Here is an 18,733-nt window from a genome sequence, read left to right as displayed (position 1 = left end):
GTCCCCTCACGGGAGATCGAACTCCACCGCGAGGACGCCCGCTCCCCTGTCGTGCGGCATGGCCTCGTCCGTGGGTCCGCTCTGTCCTGTGGACCGCGCGAGCGAGACGCCGCTCCGGAGGACGTCGACCGACCAGTTCGCGAAGGCCTCGCCGCAGAGAGAAAACGTGTCGACACGGACGATGTAATGGCCGGACGGCGGTTCGTCCTTCCAGACGACGTTCTCCATGCGCCTGCCGTCGATGACGCATCCCGCATTGGAGTCGAAATCGAGGATCGCGCCGGATTGCCACGCCGTGGGATCGACAGGCTGTCCGGGCGGCGGCAATTCGTACGAGTTGATGTTGCGCTTGTAGATCTCCACGCCGTGGGGATCGACGACGTGCAGATCGAGGTCGGCCTCGCGATCCCAGCGAAGCGAGACGACGAGTTCTCCCTCGGGCGCGGCGATCGCCGTGGCTTCGAGCGGGTGACGGCTGGCGGGGCCGAAGTGGTCGTCCGCGTCGACGGCGCGCACGAGGAGCTCGTGCGAACCTGCGCGCATGTCGGGTGAAAACGAGAGGGATACGTCGAACGTGGGAAATGCCGGCGATTGCACGTCGGGTAAGCCCGCGGGGACGATCCAGTACCCGGTATCCCCGGCGAGGCCGAGCGCGACCGACGTGGCCTCCGGGGTGAGGGAACCTCGCAAGGGTTTGTCGATCTGCCCGGCCCGCACGCGATTCGTGCCGAGGTCCACGGCGACAACGCCGGGCCCGCCATTCTCCTCTGGCATCGGCCCCTCCACGTACGAGCCGGGCGCGACGCGCATGTCCGCAAAGAGCCCGGGATCGGAGGGGACACCGCCGCAGCCCGAGAGAACGGGGCCAACGAGGACGAGCGCGTGCCATCGATTCAAAACGACACCTCCCCGCGGACCGCGAACGAGTCGTCCCCGAGCGTGGTCGGCAGCCCGCCCGCCGTGCGGCCGAGCGCGTTGTTCCGATGATCGTATTCGACCACGACACGCAGGGCGGGAAACGGGTTGTCCCGGGCAAACGTCCACGTGGGCGGCGTGTACCGGAGCGCGGCGGCAATCGAGAAGGTGGAATACGTGCTATCTCGGGGCACGAGGTCCTTGCCGCGTTGCTCGCTCGCGTCCTGGTCGGGGTTGTACCGATCGTAACGCACGCCGACCATCGCATACCGACCGAGCTCCTGGGTGATGCCGACGTGAAAGCCGAGCTCGCGCAGATCACGGCCCGCGCCGATCGGATCGGCGGGCTCGACGCCGCGGTCGAGGTTTTGCGCGCGCACGATTTCCCCGAAGAGGCACGACTCGCCGACGACCGGGAGTTTCGCCGTGAGCCGCAGGTCGGCGCCGAGCGCGAAGCGGTCGAAGTTCTCGGAGGGCGTGGCCGCGGTCCCGGGGATCGCGCGGATCTCGGTCCCCTCCACGAGGCCATTTTCATTCTCGTCGCGCCACACGAGGACGTCCTTCGTGCTCGGTGTTCCCCGGTGCAGGCCCGTGCCGGAGAGGGCCGAAAAACCGCCCTGCACGCGTAGCCTCGCGAGCGGCGTGGTATCGACGCCGATGCGACCGAGGACGTCCTTGCCGCCGTTCGGATCACGCGCCGGGAAAAACACCTGCCCGACCGGCTCGCCGTTCATGAGGGCCACGGCATACCGAAAGACACGATATCCGCCCGAGAGGCGGAAGCCCAGGTCGTAGTTGCCCGGAAACAGCGCGCGGCTCGTCATGCTTCGTTCGAGGAAGAGGCGGCTCCGCTCGCGCTCCGGTCCTTCGACACCGAAAGGAATCTTGAAGAGGCCGAGCGTCGCCATGACGTAAGGCGGCGCCTCGGCGTTCGCGCCTTGCCAGCGCGCCGAGACCTCGGCCTCGATGACACGCGCGGCGGGCCCCTCGACGGTGTTCGCGTCGAGCTCGAGCGCGCCGCTCACGATGTCCGCGCTCGCCTCGGCGCGCAGGCGCGCCCGCGTGATCGTGAATCGATCCTCGTTGAGCGGCGCGCCGGTCGCAGGGTTGATCTCGTCCTGGGACGATTGCCGATACGCCACGGCGTCGGCCTGCACGTAGCCCGAGAGGCGAAGGCGCACGGGCGACGCGGGCGGCTTTGGCTTCGGCTCGGCTTGCGCGGATCCGGACGCGCTCGCGACGAGCAGGCTCGCGAGCGCGACGAGCCGCCGAAATGCACGGTCAGGGAAGCGGCGGCAACGAGCCATCGGCATTCAGGAGCGGCAGGTTCACGGTCTTGTCCACCTTCTCCGCGTCGGTGCAGGCGTTGATGATCTCCACGTGGCTCGTGGGCTCGGTGAAACATTCGGGCCCGGCCCCGCCGGCCCCGCCCGCGCCGCTGCTCGACGAGCTCCCCGAGGGGTCTGCCGGCGGATTGTCCTCGCCGCACGCGCCCGCGAGCAAAACGAGGACGAAAAGACTCGACATGAAATATCTGGTGCTCATTTCGCCTCGCAGAAGCCATGCCGGCACTTGCCCCCGCCGCATTCGCCGTCCCCGCCGCACGTCTTGCACGTGGCGCTCGGCTGTCCCACGCGGCTCTCGTAAAAACACCCGCACGGCTCGGCAGGGGTGTAGAGCGAGAGGTCGCCGCCCTCGAAAGAACGCGTGACTTTCATCGCGCAGTCGGGGACGAGCCCCTTCGAGATGACGACGTCGAGCGGATCGAACTCCGGCGCGGGAGAGACGGTCTTCGAGAGGATCATGTCGACGAGGTAGCGAACGCGGGGGTTCGACACGGTCCTCTGCGCATCGACCGGTGCGAGATACTCTGTCGGAGACCAGATCGTGTAATGGCCGTCCCGCACGTTGCGTTTGTCGAAGGACGTCGCCGTGGAGTCGGGGTAGTAGGCGTGTTTTTGCTTGAAGGCCTGGAACGCGAGCGCTTCGACCTTGTCCCGGTTGCCGTCGTAGATCTCGGCGCCGAGGATGCCGATCGTCTTTTCGGGGCTCGGCGAGGTGGCGACGCCGTTCAGGACCTCGGAGGACTTGTCGAGCATCACCCCTTTCCATTTCGCGCCCGGCACGCCGATGGCCGCGGCCATCGTGAGCAGTGTGCTCTTCGTCGTCGTGCGGATGAAAGAAAGCGACTCGTCGGTCCAGGGCTCGACCTTCCCCGAAGAGCCGAAGCCAAAGACGAAATACGCCTCCTCCGCCGTGATCGCGCGCTGCGAGCTCGCCTCCGGGACGATGAAGACATACGGCTGCACGGGCCCCCGGAAGAGGCCGATTCCGGAGGGCGGCGGCGAGGGTTCGCAGGCGCTCACGAAGAGCGCCGAGATGGCGAGGTCGAGCGGGACGCCATTCGGGTCGATCGTGCACTGGGGCGCGGGCTTGCTCGGATTCCAGGTCGGATCCTCGGCGACCGAGGGGATGTAAAGCGGGTTCGTCGTGAGCTTCGTGCCCTTGTACATCGCGTCGATGTTCGTGCACGAGCCGCTCGTCTTGTAGATGAGCGTCATCGGGCTCGCCTGCGAGGCGCGGAGCTTCTGGCCGAGCGCCTTGAGGAGCGGCTCCTGCGTGTCCCCGCTCTGGATGTAGACGGGGTTTGGCAGGGCACTGCAATCCAGCGCGAGCGCCGGTCGCGGCGAAAGGAGCGCCGCGAGCACGCCTGCCACCATGGTTTGTCGGATCGATTTCAAGATCTGCTCCTTCCGAACTGCAAATGCCCGGCGCTCGTCGTGTCGTACCCCGCATGCCGCGCGAGTCTTTCGCGGTATTTCCCGCTCTGCGCGAGTTCGCAGAGCGCGAGGACGCGGGGGTCGCCGAGGTGCCCGGCACGAAATACGAGGCCATACGCCTCCGCCACGACGGGCGTGAACCCGAGCCCCGCGTGCGCGGCCCACGCGCGCGACGCGAGCGCGACCTCGGCGTCCCCGCGCGCGACGGCCATGACCGCATCCCTGTGGGATCGATACTCCTCGGCGTGCGCATAAGCGCGCTCGGGCTCGACTCCCTCGCGGGACAAGGCCTCGTCGACGTGGTGGCGAATGCCCGCGGTCCTCGGCCGCGACGCGAGCTTGCGCCCCACGATGCCGGAGATCCTGCGCAGGCGCAGGCCCTTTCGATGCGCGATGCCGAGCTCCCGCACGGCGAGGTGGAGCCACGCGAGCTTCTCACCGCCGAGCGATGCCGGAGCATGGTCGCCGTGGCAGCCCGCGCCGAGCACGGCGCCGCTCTCCAGCCGGACGAGGCCCGTCGCATGATCCGCGAGGACGAACCCCACGAGCGGCGCCGAGCGCTCGCGGCCCTCGTCGAACAAGGCCTCGATCGCGAGGTCACCGTTCGCCGCGAGCAAAGGCGGAGGGGAAGCCTCCGGCGCCTCCGCAGGCTCCGCTTCCGGCGCGCCCCGGCTCCACGCGAGCACATCGGCCTCGTCGTAACGCCATTCGTCGCCGACGCGGCGCGCGGGGAGCCCGCGTTTGAGGAGCCGGTAGACGTGCTTCGGATGAACACGAAGCAGCGCCGCGACCTCGTTCGTCGTGAGCAAGGCCGCGGGCCGTCGGGGAGGTGCGTCGTTACCCAAGGTGGTCGGATGTTACCTAATGTTACCCGTGGAGGACAAAAGATCGCGACGATCGCGTCGGCGTGACCTCGATCTCGGCTTTCGGGGGAGGGAGGCCGCGCCCCGGTCAGGGCGCGGCGAGGAGGGAGAACGAGAGGGGGAGAATCAGGCGGAGCGACGGCGACGACGCAGGCCGAAGGCCGCGACGACGAGCAGAGCGCCCATGCCGCCGGCCGTGGAGGGCTCCGACGCCGTCCGGCAGCCGCAGCCGCCGCCGTCGTCGGTCGTCTGTCCGCCGCCGGCGCCCGCCGGACGGCCGCCCATGCCGCCTTCACCACCGGCGCCGCCGGCACCACCATTGCCACCGGCACCGCCGGCGCCGCCATTGCCGCCCGCGCCGCCATTGCCACCGGCGCCGCCGGCGCCGCCATTGCCACCGGCGCCGCCGCCACCGCCCGCGCCACCGCCGCCGCCGACGCCGCTCATCGAGGGCACGCACCACTCCATGACCGGATCACACTCGTACTCCGGGGCGCATTGGCTGTTCGTCGTGCAGCTCGTCGCGCACTTCGTCCCGTCGCACGCATACCCGGGCACGCACGAGGTCTCCGTGCCCGCGACGCACGTGCCGCTGCCGTCGCACTGGGACGGGTTCGTCTGCGTGGTCCCGGTGCACGTGCCCGACGCGCATTGCGTGCCGGACGCGTAGAGGGCGCACGCGCCATTGCCGTTGCACTGGCCGTTCTGGCCGCAGGTCGTGGGCACCTGGGCCGCGCACTCGTTATCGGGATCCGTGCCGTTCTTGATCGGGCCGCACGCGCCGTCCGCGCCCTGGCCCTTCTTCGCCGTGGAGCAAGCCTCGCACCCGCCATTGCACGCCGCGTCGCAGCAGACGCCGTCGACGCAGAAGCCCGAGCCGCACTCCGACGCGTTCGAGCAAGGCGCGCCCGGCGAGCCCGCGGGCTTGCAAGCGCCGGCCGAGCAGACGTTGCCCGGCAAGCATTCGTTGCTGTTCGTGCAGGGGTTCTTGCACGTGCCGCCCGAGCAGACATACGGCGCGCAGTCCTGCCCCATCGCGTCGTTCACGCACTGGCCCGAGCCATTGCAGATCTGGCCCGTGACCACGCTGCCCTGGCAGGTGCTCACGCCGCAGGAGGTGCCCTGCGGGTGGAGCTGGCAAGCGCCCGAGCCATTGCAAACGCCGGTTTGTCCGCAGCTCGACGCCGCCTGCGTCACGCACTCGTTGTCGGGATCGACGCCGAGCGCGATCGGCCCGCACACGCCGTCCGTGCCGCTGCCCTTCTTCGCCACGGTGCACGCCTGGCAGAGGCCGCCGCACGCCGTGTTGCAACAGACGCCGTCGACGCAGGAGCCCGACGCGCACTGGGCATCCGTCATGCAAGCGCCGCCGTTCGCGAGCGGCGGGACACACGCGCCCATGACGCAGGCGTTGCCCGCCGCGCAATCGGCGTTCATCGTGCACGCGCCCTGGCAAGCGCCGCCCGAGCACGCGTACGGCGCGCAGTCTTGCCCCGTCGCGGACGGGATGCACGTGCCCACACCGTCGCAGACCTGACCCTTGAGCACCGTGCCCTGGCAAAGCGGGCTGCCGCAGGACGTGCCCGCCGTGTGGAGCTGGCAAGCGCCGGAACCATTGCATTGCCCCGTCCGGCCGCAGGTCGCGGCGGCTTCGGCCGAGCAGTCGCTATCCGGATCGGCGCCGGCCACGATCGGCCCGCACGTGCCGTCCGCGCCCGCGCCCTTCTTGCCCGCCGAGCACGCCTGGCACGTGCCCGTGCAGCTCGTGTTGCAGCAGACGCCGTCGACGCAGTTCGCCGACTGGCAATCGGAGTTCGCCGTGCACTGCGCGCCGTTGCCGAGCAGGCCCACGCACGCGCCGCCCACGCACGAGAAGCCGGACGCGCAATCCGCGCCCGTCGTGCACGAGGTCTTGCACATGTTCGCCCCGCACGCGTAGGGCGCGCAGCTCGTCGGCATGCCGTTCGCCGCGCACGTCCCGGCGCCATCGCAGGTCTGCGGCTGGAGCGAGCCGGCATTGCAGGTCGCGCCGCAGCTCGTGCCCGAGGGGTAGAGCTTGCACGCGGCCGCGCCGTTGCAGCTGCCGTTCGTGCCGCACGAGCTCGCGCCCTGGTCGGTGCACTCGTTGTCGGGATCGGTGTCGACCTTGATCGGTCCACAGACGCCGTCGGCGCCCGCGCCCTTCTTTGCCGCGGTGCACGCCTGGCAGGTGCTCGTGCAGGCCGCGTCGCAGCAGACGCCGTCCACGCAGAAGCCGCTCACGCATTGCGCGCCGATCGAGCAAGACGCGCCGTTCGCGCCCGGCGAGACGTCCGAGAGGACACGCGCGCGGGCCCGATCCGATCCATACGGCTGCTGCGGATCGAACCGGTGATACGCCGCGAGGACCTCCTGCGGCTTGCCCGCCGCGAGCTGCGGCCGGAGCTCGAGCTGGAGCACGTCGTTCGACACGACGAACCCGCTCGGATCCTTGTTCGTGCCGGTGCTCGTGATGCGGGCGGCGTAGACGTCTTGATAGTTCACCGTCGTACGATCGTCCTGCCAGGCGACCCAGTACTGCGTGCCATCCCAGACCGTGCTGGGGAAGTTCTGGGTGTTCGTCGCGTTGCTCACGTTGATGCCCACGACGTCGAGCACCGTGCCCGCGGCGTTGACGCGGGCGCCGCGCACGTCGGAGACGTCGTTCCACGCGACGAACCAGTCTGTTCCGTTCGACGCGACCGAGGCATTCGTCTCCGCCGCGCCCACGACGGCCGAGACGGGGATCGCGAGCGCCCCCGCGTCGAGGACCGCGCCGGCAGGCGTCACGCGCGACGCGAAGATGTCGTTCGCGTTCGACGCCTTGGTCCAGGCGACGAGGTAGTTCGTGCCGTTGTACGCGACCGCGGGCAACGACCCGCCGCCGGTCGAGATCTTGATGCCCGCGGGATCGAGCACGGTCGACGACGGCGCGATGCGCGCGCCCCAGACCTCCGTGCTCGTCGCGTCGCGCCACGTGACGAACCAGTTCGTCCCGTCCGCGGCGACGGCGGGGTTCGTCTGGGTGCCGCTCCCCGCGTTCACCGGGATTCCGCCGGCGTCGAGCACGGCGCCGGTACTGGAGACACGCGAGGCGAAGATGTCGTCGTTGCCGCTGCCATTGCGACGGTCCTGCCAGACGACGAGCCAGTCGACGCCGTTCGCCGCGACCGCAGGCACGTACTGCGAGCTCGTCCCTTGCGAGATCGCGAAGCCCGCCGGGTCGAGCACGGTGCCCGTGCCGGAGAGGCGCGCGCCCCAGATGTCGGTCGTGGTGCCCGGGCGCTGATCCTCCCAGACGACGAGCCAGTTCGTCCCGTTGAAAGCGGCGCGCGGGGAGCGCTCGTCGTTCGCCGTGCGGGAGAGCAGCGTGCTCGTGGCGTCGACCTTCACGAGCGCGCCCGACACGCGCAGCCCGTAGATGTCGGCCGGGCTGCTCGCCGTGGCGCCGCGCGTATCGCGGAAGGCCACGTAGAAGTTCGTCCCGTCGTGCGCCACGCCGGGGTAGCTGCGGCTGCCCATCTCGTTCGTCAACGCGGTCGCCGGGACGAGCACCGCCGCGCCCGAGCTCACGCGCGCGCCGAACACCTGGTTATCGTCGTCCCAGAACACGCCGTAGCCGTTGCCCGCGAACGTGACGTTGACGTTCATGGGATCGGCCGTAGTGACGCCGCCCCCGATCTGGAACCCGTTCGACGCGTCCATCGGGACCCCGGCCGCCGAGATCCGCTGGCCGTAGATGTAGTTCGAGGAGCTCGAGGTGTCCCACGCGAGCAGCCAGTTCACCCCGTCCGACGCGACTCCGATCGGGCTGCGCGGGCACGTCGTGCTGTTGTTGCACGCGAGGATGTCGCTCGCGTCGAGCACGGTGCCGGCCGGATTCACGCGCCGGGCGGCGAGGCGGTAATACGTCGCCCCCGTGAAGTAGTCGAACGCGACCAGGTAGTTCGTCCCATTGAAGGAGACCGCCGTGTCGTACACGGTGTACGCGAGGGACGCGATGTTCACCGTGTTCGCGTTCACGGTGCCGTTCGTCCCGACGAAGTTGCCGCGGACCTGGCTGCTCTGCACGTAGGCGATGAAGTAGTTCGTGCCGTCGAACGCGATCGACGGGTGGCCCTTGCTGCCGCCCGTGGTCAGTACGATCCCGTTCGGATCCTGCACGACGCCGGCCGCGGTGACGCGAGCGGCGTAGATGTCGTCGCTGCCGGTGCGACTGTCGACCCAGGTGACCATCCAGTCCGTGCCGTTGGATGCCACCGCCGGCGAGTATTGGTAGTACTTCGCGATCGCGATCGGGATGCCCGACGTATCGAGCACGGTGCCGGCCGCCGACACGCGCACGCCGTACACATCCTCGGCGCCCAGATACCGAGTGTCCGACCAGACGACGAGGTAGGTGCCGCCCGCGTACGAGACGGCCGTTTCGTACTCGTCCCGGGTCGCCGGGGCATACACGGGCGTGTCGATCGCGATCTCGGGCCCGATCACGGGATCGAGCACCGCCGGGTACGCGCTCGCGTCGAGCACCGAAGACGGCACGCGCAGCACGATGCGACCGTCCACGAAATCCGCGTCGACGTGCGTGCGCACGCCCTTCGCGTCGATCCACGTGGCCACGCCGTAACGCACGCCGAGCCCGGTCGCAGGATCCGCGAAGTGCAAGCCACCCTCGGTTTCGCCGAGGAACTCTTCGCCCGTCACGGCGATCTTGACCTCGAGATCGCCCTCGCCCGCCGGGCGCTCGGCGAATTCGAAGCTCTGCTCGACGCCCTCCTCGTCGTTCTCGAGGTGCTCGACCACGGCGCCGCGCTGGATACCGAGGCTCGCGTCGGGCCGGACCGCGGCCTTTCCGCCGCGCCCCTCCGCGATCGATCGTCCGCCGCGGGTGATGCTCTCGAGCGACGCGACGAACGGCGCCGTCGCGCCCTCGTCCGGCGCGGCGAGGTCACTCTCGCTCGGCCACACCGTGAGCGCCTCGGGGCTCGCCTTGACGGCATACGTCGCGTGCCCCGCCGAGAACACGCCGCCCTCGGCGCGATAACCGAAATGCGTCCGCCGCATGACGGTGTCGAGATCGATCGCCTCGGTCGGGTTTGTCGTGGCCGCGGGCGGCGCGCTCGCGCCCGGGTTTTGCGATGTGCCCGCGTCGCGGCCTTCGCTGCTACACCCTGCGAGCGCGGCGAGGATCAGGCCGTGGACAAACCAGCCGACCGTCGCGCCGCGGAGCCTTCTGCACGCGGCGCGCGTGCGTGGAACCGTTCGAGATTGCATGTCTCCCACCAGGTGAATGCTCGCCCCGCCCTACGTTGCCGCGGCTCGACGAAGCCGGGACCGTCCGGGGCGTTCAGCCCCGCATCGGACAGCACCGGCCGGCGCACGTCAAGGCCACGGCTGGGCATTTCGTCGAGTCACGTCACCGGGTGTCGGTCCGTTCGAGAACGCTCCCCGCGATCCGCACGAAGAGCGCGCAGAGCGGGGCCACCAATATGAGCGCCAAAGGTCCGATCCAGGCCGCCGCGGCGTCGTGCCAGACGAGGCTCGGGAGAGTGATCGCGGATCGCAAGGCCGCGCGGCCTTCATAGACATCCGGGCGATAGATCATGACGGCGGACGGCATGAGCGGCGCGAGCCACACGAGCGATCCGACGAGCAGCGCGTGGAAGGCGTCGCGCATGCGCACGAGGAGCGGCAGGAGCATCACGAGGAGGAGCAAAGCGAACGCGGTCAGAAAGAGCCCGCCGCCGAGCGCGCCGGCCGCGCTGACCATGTCGCCCGGCGCGAGATAGGGGACGATCGAGAGCGCCGTGGCGATCGAGACGGCCGCGCCGGTCGCGGTTGCGACGCCGAGAATGGGCCAGACGCGCGCGGCGAGGAGCACGCGGGCGCGGATGGGCTTCGCGAGCAGGACTTCGAGCTGATCCTCCTCCCGCGCCGTGACGACGGCGCCGAGCAGGCCCGCGAGCCCCACGAAAAAGGGTGCGAAATAGGCGGCCATCAGGTCGTTGATGAGCAGGACCGCCGCGATCCCTCGGAGGTCGAAGGCCTGTTCGAGGAAGTGGATCGCGCGCGGGGGAAAACGCACGAGGATCGCGTGCGTGCCGAGCACGCCGAGGGCGCCGAGGATCGCGGCCGCGACCGGCGCGCGGCGCGGCGTGTGCCGTGCCTCGAGGAGAAAATAATCACGGAGCGAAGCGGTCTCGGACATGATCAAGCCTCCATGCGGCGCACACCGGCGGCGCCGATCGCGATCGCGGCGACCGAGAGAAGCGAGAGCACGAGCATCGGCGGCGCGAGGTCGGCCGGGCCGAGGTGATCGAGGTTTCCTAGGGCGAGCGCGCCGAGCGACATCGGATTCACGAGCGTCAGGGTCCGCCACGCGGGCTGGTAAAACCCGACGAGGGACAAACCGAGGAGCAGGCCGAGTACGGCGAGCCCGATCAGCGCGGAAGCACCACGATGCTTCACCCAGCCTGCAATGGCGGCCGAAAGCCCGGTCGAGAAGATCGCCGCGAAGAGGTGCGGGGTCATCGCAGCGAGGAAGGTCGAGGGACGAAAGCCTGGCACACGCGCGGTGAAATAAACGAGGCCGACGAGCTGCGCGCCCACGTGGAGCGTGGCCATGACGGCGCACACGCTTACGGCGCGGAGCGCGAAATACCGCGACATCGTGAGGGGTTTCGCCGCGAGGATCGGCAGGACGCCGACGTCACGCTCTCGCAGGACGATGCCGCTCGCGAGGACGACCGGGAGGAACGCGATCACCTTGTTCATCGCGAGGTCGATCCACACGTACATGAAGATCACGAACGGGCCGCCGTGGCCGAACCACGTGGCGATCGCGTCCTCCACGTGCGCGGGCGGGCGCGCGAGGAGCACCGGAATGGAGAGCACCGCATAGAGCAGCATGGCCCCAGAGAGCCACGTCTTGCGCTCGCGCAGCGTCGCCAGATAGTCGAGCCACAGAAGCCGGATCATGCGGCCTCCTTGCGCACGAGCGCGAGGTAGAGGTCATCCATCGTGCGCGCCGCGTGCTGCGCTTTGAGGCGATCGACGTCGCCGAATGCGACGAGCCGCGCGCGATGCAGGACCGCGACGCGCCGGCAAAGCGCCTCGACGTCGGAGAGGATGTGCGATGAAAAGACGACGGTGACGCCCCTATCGCGCGCGAGCTCGCGGAGGAGCTCCAGAAGCTCGTGGCGGCCGAGCGGATCGAGGCCCGAGGTGGGCTCGTCGAGCAGGAGAACGCGCGGCTCGTTGATGAGCGCCTGGGCGAGCCCCACTTTCTGCGCCATGCCGGTGGAAAAGCCGCGGAGAGCTCGATCCGCATCGCGCACGAGGTCGAAGCGCCGGAGGAGCGCCTCGGCCCGCTCCGTGACGACGCCGCGCGGGAGCGCGAACATGGCGCCCACGTAATGCAAGAACTGGCGGGCCGTCATGTCCGGCGGGAGCGTGTAGTTCGCCGGCAAATACCCGGCGGTCCGGCGAACCTCGAGCGTCTCGCGACCGACCTCCCGGCCGAGCACGCGCGCCGCGCCGGACGTGATCGGCGTGAGGCCGAGGAGCATGCGGAGCGTCGTGGTTTTCCCCGCGCCGTTGTGGCCCATGAACCCGAAGACCTCGCCGGGCTCGACCGCGAACGTGACACCGTCGACGGCCGTGACCTTGCCGAACCGCTTCGTCAGGCCCTCTACCTCGATTGCATGCGTGGTGTTCATCGCTTGGATCTCCTCGTGGGTGTGGGCGCCGCGCGTTTCGCGGGCGGTGGGCTCTTCGGCGCGGAGAGGCCCGCGCGGAAGACGTCGACGATCGCGTCGAGCGCGCGCTCGGTCGAAAAGAGGCCGAGCTCGGCGATCATGCCGAGGTGCTGCGGCGCGAAGCGCAGGACCCCGATCACGATCGGGACCGCGTCGCGATCGATGTCGGCGCGAATCTCACCGCGCGCGATTCCCTCGTCGACCCAGCCGCGGATCATGGCGAGCTGCGCCTTGCCTTGCTCGATCTTCTGCGAATCGGAGGTGAGCCCGAGCGCGCGGAAATCCGGGTCCTCGCGGAGCAACTTGCCGAACATCGGGTCGGCGAGGAGCTGTCGATACGCGAAACGCAGCGTGGCCACGAGCCGCTCGAGCGGCGACTCGATCGACATGACCTCCTCGGCATACCGAGCGCCGATCGCCGCGAACGCCTGCTCGACGACCTCGCGCAGGAGCGACTCCTTGTCGGCGAACTCGAGGTAGAGCGCGCCCTTCGCGCAGCCCGCCTCGGCCGCGACCGCGTCGAGGTTCGTCCCCTTGAAGCCGTGCTGGGTGAAGTGCCGCCGCGCCGCTTCGAGGATGCGCTGGCGCCGCGCAGGATCACGAGGCTTCTGGCTGCGTCGTGCGACCATCACGACCAAGATGACTCAACTGGTCGTTCAAGTCAACTTCCGGCATACGGGAGCGAGCCCGCGGGTCCCGCGAGCTCGCTTCAACGGGGCTCGGAGGCTCTGCTAATCGATGTCCTCGCCGCGGGCGACGGTCTTGCCGTCCGGGGTCACGGCGACCTCGAGCTTCTCTTTCCCTTTTTTGATCTCGGCCTTGTATTGAACCTGGCCGTTCTTGAGCGTGACCTGCTCGACCTTCTTGATCTCGCCGCCTTCGGCCCAGGTCCGGATGGCGTTCTGTGCCGCGGTGGGCAGGTTCGCGAACGCGATCTCGTCCTTCTTGGCGTCCTTGTACTGCTCGTGGAGCGACTGGGCGTGTTCGTCGGCCGTCGCAATGGCGGGCGACGCGAGCAGCCCGAGCGCGAGCGAGGCGAGGAGGGGCCGGAGTATACGTGTCATTGATCGTCTCCTTCCGGTTGAATGCCTGCCGCGGTCTTCGCGGAAGGCTCCCGCCCCGCACATGCGAGTCCGATGCCGCTCGCCGCGTGAACGTGACGCGCAGCAATCGTGACCCCGCAAGGCTCGGAGAGCGAAAGGGAAGCGGAGCGAGGGCGCCCTCGGACCTCTCCGCGCCCCGGGTCGAACGAGCTTCAAGCCGCCCGCTCTTCGCGCGGCGTCGCCTCCAGATAAGCGCGCCCTACCTCGGATTCGTCGAGGAAACCCACGATCCTGCCGGAATCGTCGACGACGGGCACTTCCCGCACGCCTTGCGCGAGCAGCACCTCGGTCGCCGTCCTCAAATCGTCGTCCGGCCGCACGGCGACCGGCGGCTGCATGGCGTCGACCGCGAGGGTCAATACCTCGAGGTCCCGCTCCGTGGCGAGCAGGCGCACGACGTCGCTCGTGATGACCCCGGCCATTTTGCCCTGCTCGTCGAGCACGGGAAACACGTCCTGCCAGCCCGTGTCCGCCGCGAGGCGGAGGACCTCGGGCACGGGCGTCGCGAGGCCGAAACGAACATACGGTCGGCCGGCGATCATGACGTCGGCGACCTTGAGGGAGCGAAGCACGTCGAGCACGCCCGGCGGATGCGCGGGGGAGTCGCGCTGCGTGGGGACCTGCGCCGAATAAAGCGAGCGGTCGCGCAGCGCCACGAATGCAATGCCCTCGGCGAGCATGAGCGGGACGAGGAGGTCGTAGCTGCCCGCGAGCTCGCAGACCATGACGAGCGAGCCGAGCGGCACGTGCGCGACGCCCCCGTAAAACGTGCCCATGCCGACGAGCGCGAACGCTCCGGGATCGATCCGCGGGTCGCCGATCGAGAGCGCCGCGATGCGGCCGAACGCGCCCCCGACGAGCCCGCCGATCGCCAGCGAGGGCGCGAAATCACCCGCGCTGCCGCCCGTGCCAATGGTGAGCGAGGCCGCGACGATCTTGATCGCCGCGAGCGCGACGAGCAGCTCGATGCCCTGCCAGCCCTCGGGGAGCCACGAGGCGCCCGTGATGGCCACTTGCGCGGCGCCATAACCGCCACCGAGGACGCCGATCCCCTGCCCCTCCGGCAGGACGTGCCGCGCGCCGAGGAGCAAGAGCAGAGGCACCGCCACGAGCCCGAGCGCGAGGCCGCCGACGCCGGGACGCGCCCAATCGGGGACCGGCAGGCGCGCGGAGGCGCGCTTCACGAATGCCATCACCTTGAGAAAGACGATGGCGCAAAGCGCGACGAAGATGGCGAGCAGCGCATACAAGGGGAGGTGCGCCGGGACGAACGGATACCGCGGCGCGTGCGCGAAGAGCGTGGCCTCGCCGAAGACGGAGATGAAAACCGAATACGAGATGACGCTCGCGAGCAGCGCGGGGATGAGCGCGTCGCTCTCGACGTCGTCGCGATAAAGGACCTCGGTGGCGAGCAGGGCGGCGCCGAGCGGGGTGCGGAAGATCGCGCTCATGCCGGCCGCGACGCCGGCGATCATGAGGATGCGCCGCTCGCGCGCCGAGACCTTCAAGACCCCGGCGACGAACGAGCCGAACGCCGCGCCGATCTGCATCGTGGGCCCCTCGCGCCCGCCCGCGCCGCCCGTTCCGAGCGTGAGCGCGGAGGCGAGCGCCTTCACCCAGACGACACGCCGCCGGATGATCCCGCCGTCTCGGTGAAAGGCTTCGATCATCGCGTCGCCGCCGCCGCCGCGGCATTCGGGGGCCAGGCGCGTGATCAGGCCACTTGCGAGGCCGCCGAACGCGGGCAAGAGCACGAGGAGCCACGGCCGGAACGACCCCGTGGCGTGCTCGCCGAAGAAGGATTCGCCCGCGGCGCGAAGCGCGCGGTATCCGGCGAGGCCCGAGAGAAAGAAGCGATCCAGAACCTCGATCGCGGCGAAAAACACGACCGCGACGACGCCCGCCCCGGCCCCGACGAGCGCCGCGTGGAGCAAGGTGCGGCCCACGAGGCGAAGATCGATGGGCGAGGCGTCGACGAAGAGCGCGGAGAGGAGCCCCTGCGCGCGCGGCGAGGGGAGAGGCGTCCGTGTGACGGAAACGCCGGTTTTTTCCGGAGATGGATCCATTTCGCAGGTCGTCTGGCGTGCGTCCGAGTCTAGCACGAGCGCCGCGGGGTGTGCGGGCCTTCGTGCCAGACATATTTGCACTCAAACGAACATCGTACGAGACCGTACGGGATCGATGAGCCGAGGACGACGCGTCGACGAGGGCGCGAGGTCAGCGCTGCGGGGGGAGGCGCACGTCGATCACGGCACCCGTGCGCTGCACGCCCGCGGCGTCGCGGTACACGAAGGGCGCGCGCTCGACCTCGCAATTGCCGCGCGCGTCGCAGCGGGGCACGGACACGTAATCGAGGGAGATCGACTCGATCTCGATCGCGGCGGCGCTCTCGAGCTCGGCCGGCGTGGCGCGCCGATCGGCGTCGCGGTCGGCCCAGACGAGCAGGCGCGAGAAGTGCGGATCGAGCGCGTCGATGCGCCCGTCGTGGTTCTCGTCGAGCTCGCGCAGGGCGACGAAGCCGTTCGGCGCGCCGCGGCCGCTCGCGAGCGGGGACATCGAACCGAAGAGCTCGGATCCATCTTCAATCGCGCCGCTGCCGTCGCGGTCCAGGGCGAGCCACGGCGTGCGCGCCGTGGGCCAATCCGTCACCTGGCTCGCGCGATTCTGGAGGTCGAACGAGTGCGTCGCGTCGGTCGTGTACTCGACGCTCACCTGATCGAACGAGAGCACGAGCGGTGTATTGCAAGCCGTGTAGTCCCACGTGGTCTCGCAATTCTCCAGGAGCTGGCACGTCATGTTGATCTCGCCGAACTCGGGCGGGAGATCGCAGGCCGAGAGCTCTCCGGGCTTGCAGCCGGCGCCCCCGTACGTCGTGCATTCGCCGCCCTGGCCGCCCTCGCCGCTGCCGCCTTCACCGCCGCCGCCTTCACCGCCGTCTCCTTCCCCGTCGCCGGAGGTGACCTCGGTCGAGCATCCCATGGCTCCGAGTGAAAAGACGGGGACGAGGACCAGCAAGAGACGGGCGATGCGGGACAGATGAGCCATGAGCGAACCTCCGGGGCCCCGCATCAGCAACGCACGTGCCACGGTCCGCGGGACGAAAAGATGGCCTTTTCGCTATGAATTACAATGGCTCCGGAACAGTGCGCCACAGTGCGCCAGGACATTGTGACGTTTTGAGCCATCGAATGGCTTTCTCATTGCGGGCCCATCATTGCCCCCACCGCCGCCCGCGCGACGTCGGCCAACGCGGACTCGCGCGTCTCCTCCGGCGCGCTCGAATTCGTCAAGAGGGCCACGATCACGAGCTTTCGCCCGTCCGGCAGGGTCGCGATTCCGATGTCGTTCGTGGCGCCATTGCGCCCCTCGGTGTCCGCCGACGTTCCGGTTTTATGCGCCAAACGCGCGTCCGGCGGGAGACCTGCGCGGAGCCGGCGAGGACCGGTCTTCGCCCCATGCATGATGTCGAGGAGGACCCGCGTCGACGCAGGCGTGAGCATCTCCCCGCGATCGAGCTTCAGGAGGAAATCCGCCGCCGCCTCGGGCGTGGTCGTATCGCGAGGGTCTCGCAGGTAGGCCTCGAAGGCGCGCACCTGTTCGTCCTTCGGCAATCGATCGATCGCGGCGTCCATCCCCTGGCAGGTGGACATCGCGGGCTCGTACGCGGCGAGCCCGTGGAACTGGAGCTGCAAATCCCGCTCGTATCGATCGACGTGCATCCCCGTCACGCCCGATCGAGAGAGCAGGGCATTGACGCTCTCGGGACCGCCGATCTCGTGCATGAGGACATCGGCCGCCGTATTGTCGCTCACGGCGACCGATTGTGTGAGGAGGTCGAGCAGCGAGAACGATTGCGCCTCGCCCTGGAAAGCCTCCGCGAGCGGGCTCCAGCATACGCTCAGTTCGTCGCGACGTACCTCGATCTTCGTGTCGAGCGCGAGCGCGCCCGCGTCCACGCGTGCGAGCACCGCCGCGGCGAGCGGCGCCTTGAAGGTGCTTTGCAGAGGAAAATGCTCGCCCGCATGATGCACCCAGCGCTGCCCCGAGGTCGGTTCGACCACGGCGACGCCGAGCCGACCCCCCGACCGCGCTTCGGCCGCAGTCACGTCCCGTTCGAGGCGCGTGACGTCGAGCGCGCGGGGCGGGGCGGCGCAAGCGCAGAGGAGGACGGCGGCGGAGAGGAGTGACAATCGTTGCATGATCCGCGACGAACGCACGAGGCGCGAGCCGTATTCCCGCGCCGGCGTACGTCGAGGACGCCCCCGGACAAACCGCATGATTGACGCGCGCGCGGCCGGGTCCAAGGTTCGGCCGCAGGGGGAGCCGTGGTCGAAATCAAGCGGACGGGCGATCTCGAGACGAGCGAGGACCTCGCATTCGAGCGCACGAGCATGCGCGTCCGTGGCGTGGGCAGGGCCCTCCTCATCCTGTTCGTGCTGCTCGCCGCGGCGGGTCTCTTCGGGGATGGCCCGTTGAGCCACGCCCGCGCCGGCGACGAATCCGGTTTTTTCGTCCGGTACGAGCGTTTCGCCCGCGTGGACGGCACGACCCGATTCGAGATCCATCCCCACCCCCAGCATTCCGCCGCCCCGCGCCGCCTCTTTGCCTCGGCGTCGCTCTTCGAGCGCGGGCACGTGGAGCATTTCGTGCCCGAGCCCTCGTCGGTCGAGGTCGCCGCGGATCGAACCGTCATCACGTTCCCGCGCGTCGATGCGGAGGGCCTCGTCGTGCTCGTGATGCGCCCCTCGCAACCCGGGCTTCTGCGTTTTTCCCTCGGCGAGGAGGGCGGCCCCGCGCTCGACCTCTCGCTCTTCGTGTACCCGTGAGGCCGTGGCCATGAACCTCGTCTTGCGCGCCGTCTGCGTTTACATGGCCCTCCTCGTCGTCTTCCGCATCGCGGGCAAACGCGCGCTCGTGACGGTGACGACCTTCGATTTCCTGCTCCTGCTCATCATCAGCGAATGCACGCAACAAGCGCTGCTCGGGCAGGACTACTCCGTCACGGGCGCCATCATCCTCGTGGGGACGCTCGTGAGTCTGGAGCTAGGTTTGTCATGGCTCAAGTGCCGGAGCACGAGGTTCGAGCGGTGGCTCGACGGCACGCCGCTCGTCATCATCGAGGAGGGACGCATCCTGCGCGAGCGGCTCGCCTGGCTGAGCGTCGACGAGGAGGACATCCTGGAGGCCGCGCACGTGCAGCATGGTCTCCTCCGCCTCGATCAAATCCGTTATGCGATCGTCGAGCGAAACGGGTCGATCGCCATCATCCCCTGGCAGGAAGGGGGCTGAATGCCCCC

At 69.4% G+C, this 18,733-nt stretch carries 16 protein-coding genes; 2 read left to right on the top strand and 14 right to left on the bottom strand.

What is annotated here, in order from left to right; translation table 11 throughout:
* Positions 1-6: 6 nt before the first annotated feature.
* The 14 genes from QHF83_RS01005 to bla form a co-directional block, all read right to left on the bottom strand.
* Entirely contained in the window at positions 7-897 is an 891-nt protein-coding gene (locus QHF83_RS01005; protein ID WP_282415830.1) for a hypothetical protein, read from the bottom strand.
* Entirely contained in the window at positions 894-2,222 is a 1,329-nt protein-coding gene (locus tag QHF83_RS01000) for a hypothetical protein (protein ID WP_282415829.1), read from the bottom strand. The genes QHF83_RS01005 and QHF83_RS01000 overlap by 4 nt, the downstream gene beginning before the upstream one ends.
* Positions 2,197-2,460, bottom strand: a complete 264-nt coding sequence (locus QHF83_RS00995; RefSeq protein WP_282415828.1) for a hypothetical protein — start codon at positions 2,458-2,460, stop codon at positions 2,197-2,199. Before QHF83_RS00995 ends, QHF83_RS01000 begins: the two co-directional genes overlap by 26 nt.
* The gene (locus QHF83_RS00990; protein WP_282415827.1) at positions 2,457-3,656 is read right to left on the bottom strand and encodes a hypothetical protein; all 1,200 of its coding nucleotides are present in this window, start codon (positions 3,654-3,656) and stop codon (positions 2,457-2,459) included. Before QHF83_RS00990 ends, QHF83_RS00995 begins: the two co-directional genes overlap by 4 nt.
* Positions 3,653-4,540, bottom strand: coding sequence for a helix-turn-helix transcriptional regulator (locus tag QHF83_RS00985; protein WP_282415826.1), 888 nt, complete (start codon positions 4,538-4,540; stop codon positions 3,653-3,655). Before QHF83_RS00985 ends, QHF83_RS00990 begins: the two co-directional genes overlap by 4 nt.
* 144 nt (positions 4,541-4,684) lie before the next feature.
* Positions 4,685-9,850, bottom strand: coding sequence for an MYXO-CTERM sorting domain-containing protein (locus QHF83_RS00980; protein ID WP_282415825.1), 5,166 nt, complete (start codon positions 9,848-9,850; stop codon positions 4,685-4,687).
* A gap of 142 nt (positions 9,851-9,992) precedes the next feature.
* Positions 9,993-10,784, bottom strand: coding sequence for a hypothetical protein (locus QHF83_RS00975; protein WP_282415824.1), 792 nt, complete (start codon positions 10,782-10,784; stop codon positions 9,993-9,995).
* A 2-nt stretch (positions 10,785-10,786) separates the two neighbouring features.
* Positions 10,787-11,554, bottom strand: coding sequence for a hypothetical protein (locus QHF83_RS00970; RefSeq protein ID WP_282415823.1), 768 nt, complete (start codon positions 11,552-11,554; stop codon positions 10,787-10,789).
* On the bottom strand, positions 11,551-12,294 hold the full coding sequence (locus tag QHF83_RS00965) for an ABC transporter ATP-binding protein (protein ID WP_282415822.1): 744 nt from the start codon (positions 12,292-12,294) through the stop codon (positions 11,551-11,553). Before QHF83_RS00965 ends, QHF83_RS00970 begins: the two co-directional genes overlap by 4 nt.
* Positions 12,291-12,962 (bottom strand): TetR/AcrR family transcriptional regulator, encoded by a 672-nt coding sequence (locus QHF83_RS00960; protein ID WP_282415821.1) that lies wholly within the window; start codon positions 12,960-12,962, stop codon positions 12,291-12,293. Before QHF83_RS00960 ends, QHF83_RS00965 begins: the two co-directional genes overlap by 4 nt.
* Positions 12,963-13,064: 102 nt before the next feature.
* Positions 13,065-13,397, bottom strand: coding sequence for a hypothetical protein (locus QHF83_RS00955; RefSeq protein ID WP_282415820.1), 333 nt, complete (start codon positions 13,395-13,397; stop codon positions 13,065-13,067).
* A gap of 191 nt (positions 13,398-13,588) precedes the next feature.
* Positions 13,589-15,502, bottom strand: a complete 1,914-nt coding sequence (locus QHF83_RS00950) for a chloride channel protein (protein ID WP_282415819.1) — start codon at positions 15,500-15,502, stop codon at positions 13,589-13,591.
* 151 nt (positions 15,503-15,653) lie between these two features.
* Positions 15,654-16,481 (bottom strand): calcium-binding protein, encoded by an 828-nt coding sequence (locus tag QHF83_RS00945; protein ID WP_282415818.1) that lies wholly within the window; start codon positions 16,479-16,481, stop codon positions 15,654-15,656.
* 152 nt (positions 16,482-16,633) lie between these two features.
* Positions 16,634-17,635: a class A beta-lactamase gene (gene bla, locus QHF83_RS00940; RefSeq protein WP_282415817.1), complete on the bottom strand. Its 1,002-nt coding sequence runs from the start codon at positions 17,633-17,635 to the stop codon at positions 16,634-16,636.
* A 126-nt stretch (positions 17,636-17,761) separates the two neighbouring features.
* Here bla and QHF83_RS00935 point away from each other — a divergent pair, with 126 nt between their 5' ends.
* Both QHF83_RS00935 and QHF83_RS00930 read left to right on the top strand, forming a co-directional pair.
* Entirely contained in the window at positions 17,762-18,262 is a 501-nt protein-coding gene (locus tag QHF83_RS00935; RefSeq protein WP_282415816.1) for a hypothetical protein, read from the top strand.
* A gap of 10 nt (positions 18,263-18,272) precedes the next feature.
* Complete coding sequence (locus QHF83_RS00930) at positions 18,273-18,725, top strand: YetF domain-containing protein (RefSeq protein WP_282415932.1); 453 nt, start codon at positions 18,273-18,275, stop codon at positions 18,723-18,725.
* Positions 18,726-18,733: the final 8 nt, after the last annotated feature.

This window comes from Polyangium sp. 15x6 (assembly GCF_029960785.1).
Lineage (GTDB): Bacteria > Myxococcota_A > Polyangia > Polyangiales > Polyangiaceae > Polyangium.
Note: the sequence above shows the minus strand (reverse complement) of the source record. Positions and strands in the feature narration are given on the sequence as shown.